Origin of the sequence: Pseudoselenomonas ruminis (genome assembly GCF_008271295.1) — a bacterium.
GTDB classification, from domain to species: Bacteria; Bacillota; Negativicutes; order Selenomonadales; family Selenomonadaceae; genus Selenomonas_A; species Selenomonas_A ruminis.
This window is the reverse complement of sequence record NZ_VTOY01000031.1, coordinates 1-2,502: the sequence shown is the minus strand read 5'-3', so window position 1 is coordinate 2,502 and position 2,502 is coordinate 1. Positions and strand designations below refer to the sequence as shown.

Here is a 2,502-nt window from a genome sequence, read left to right as displayed (position 1 = left end):
ATAGTTTTATCACATGCTAAAATATTTAAGGCAATCTTGGCAATTATCGTGGTGCTTTTGGCCTTGACGCAGAAGAAGTACACTGATGGAATTGTATATGTAATAGAAGATATTTTGGCGATGATAATGTATTTGCTCTTGGTGATTGTTTTTATGCCGAAAGAAAATGAGGCACAAAAAGGATTTCCGGTAGAAATTTTTGGCTTTACCTATGCTGTCATACTTATGTTTTACGGTGCCGGAGCCTTGGTGTTTGATATTTTTTACACCAATGACTTCTTTAGGGAAGATATGTGGATTTACGGCTATAGCGTCACGATAATTTCTTATATGGTTTGCTTAGCTACATTAAAGGGATTTATGGAAAGGAAATTATCCAATGAAGAAATCGTATTGCTGGGCATGACTATGCTGACGACGCTGGAATTTATAACTTATTATGGGATTGGTTTTTTTAGCGGCATGGAATATTTTGATTTGGAGGAATATACAGATAATGAGTTTTTTGAAAACATCACGATCATCGTAAATCATGGAATATATGTTGCGTCACAATCGCAAATACTGGAAAGAAATTCCATGGAAATATGGGGGAATATTATCCTAAACGGCACTGACGTACTGACCATTACGGCTGTCTTGGGATATGTGATGCAAAAACTGATTGAGAAGTGAATGACGAAAAAACTCAACCATGCGCCAAGACGCGATGGTTGAGTTTTTTGCTGTCCTTTCGCAATTCAGGAGAACTGGAATTTGAACACTTCGTTCTGCAGTTCCTGTGCGAGTTTGGAAAGTGTTTCGCTGGCATCCGAGATGTCATGCATCACAGCAGTCTGCTCCTCGGTGGCGGCGGATACCGTCTGCACCTCGTCGGCGGTTGCACGGCTGAACTCGTTTGCCACCTCCACCTTTTCCAGCATCCGGGCGCTTCCCTTTTCTGCCGCGTCCACGTGGCTCCGCAGCAGCTGGATCTGCTCGTACAGGGTATCGATGTTCCGCTCCATAAGGGAGAATACCTCGCCGGTCTTCTGGACGATCTCTGCGCCGGCACGCACCTCCTCGCCGCCCTTGGCCATGGCCTGCATGGCTTGCTGGGTGTCGTTCTGGATGCCGCCGATGATGCTTGAGATATTCTGCGCCGCTTCCCCGGACTGCTCCGCGAGCTTCCGCACCTCATCCGCGACGACGGCAAAGCCGCGCCCCGCTTCCCCGGCACGGGCTGCCTCAATGGCGGCATTGAGCGCCAGAAGGTTCGTCTGCTCTGCCAGCCCGGAAATGGTCTCCACAATCTTCCCGATTTCCTGGGAACGCCCGCCCAGAGTCTCCACCACCTGGGAAGAAGCAGTCATCTGCTCTGTCATCTTGCCCATGGCATCCATGGCATCAGAAACCGCACGATGGCCTTCCTGCGCTCCCTGACGGCTCTGCTCTGCGGCCTGCCGCATGCTTTCGGCACCGGCATAGAGCTCGGACATATCCCGGCTCATCTCTGACGCAACACTCTGGATATCATTCAGGGAGCCGGACTGGTTCTCCGTGTCCCCCGCAATCTTCACGATGCTGTCCGCCACCTGGTGGATGCTGATCTCTGTCTGGGAAACGTTGGTGTTCATCAGCTCGCTGGCATCAGCCACCTGCTGTGCAGAATCGGAAATGTTTTTCAGGATTTTGGCAAGGGATTCCTGCATATGGTTCGCACTATGGGCAATCTGGGCAATCTCATCCTGCCCGTTGACCACAAGAGGCGGCTCCGTCAAATCTCCCTCGGAGATCTGCTTCATGGTGCCCTGCACCATTTCCAGGGGGCGCAGGGTAGCACGCACGACAAAATATATCAGCACGCCCATGACGACAATCAACAGGATGGTTGCAAAGAAGGTGGAATAGAGGAAACTGTTCTGCAGGGTCTCCACCTCGGCTTTCGGAATCCCCATGAAGAGCATGCCGATGTTCTTCCCCCGCTCGTCCTTGATGGGCTCATAGGCGCAGAAATACGTATTGCCCAAGACCTCTGCCTCACCCGTATAGTTTTGGCCATTCTTGAGGACAATCTCCGCCACAGCCTCGGGTGCCCGGGTGCCGACGGCGCGGTTCCCATCCTTGGCAAAGGTGGTGGCAACTCGCGTATCATTGGAAAAGATGGTGATATTATTGCCCGTGAGTTTCCCCAGATGGTCTACGATGTCAGAGGCATCATTCAATCTTTGCTCGCCCTTGTAGATCCCGTCCTCCCTGATATCCCATGGCCCCGGATAGGCCAGGTCCAGGATTTCCCTCGTCTGGCGCATGTCGGCCTCGGCCTTGTCCTCCAAGGCAATCTCAAACCCCTGGTTGGCAGATCGATAGCCGATCACCCCGAGGATGAAACAGACAAGCAGCAGCACGGCATCAAGGAACAGGATGGTTTTCTTTTGCAGTTTCACTTTTACGACCTCCTTATCTAATATACCCTCAAAAAACCAAACTTTCCTTTTTTATGTATTATACCACAGTATATCA

2 protein-coding genes are annotated in these 2,502 nt (G+C 50.7%); one reads left to right on the top strand and one right to left on the bottom strand.

Annotated elements, in window-relative coordinates; translation table 11 throughout:
- Window positions 1–675, top strand: a 675-nt coding sequence (locus tag FZ040_RS14065; protein ID WP_187620360.1) for a hypothetical protein, incomplete at its 5' end; no start/stop codon positions are given.
- 65 nt (window positions 676–740) lie between these two features.
- Here FZ040_RS14065 and FZ040_RS13775 read toward each other — a convergent pair.
- Window positions 741–2,426 carry a methyl-accepting chemotaxis protein gene (locus FZ040_RS13775; protein ID WP_149172534.1) on the bottom strand — a complete coding sequence of 562 codons (1,686 nt, stop codon included), beginning with the start codon at window positions 2,424–2,426 and terminating at the stop codon, window positions 741–743.
- Between the last annotated feature and the right edge of the window lie 76 nt (window positions 2,427–2,502).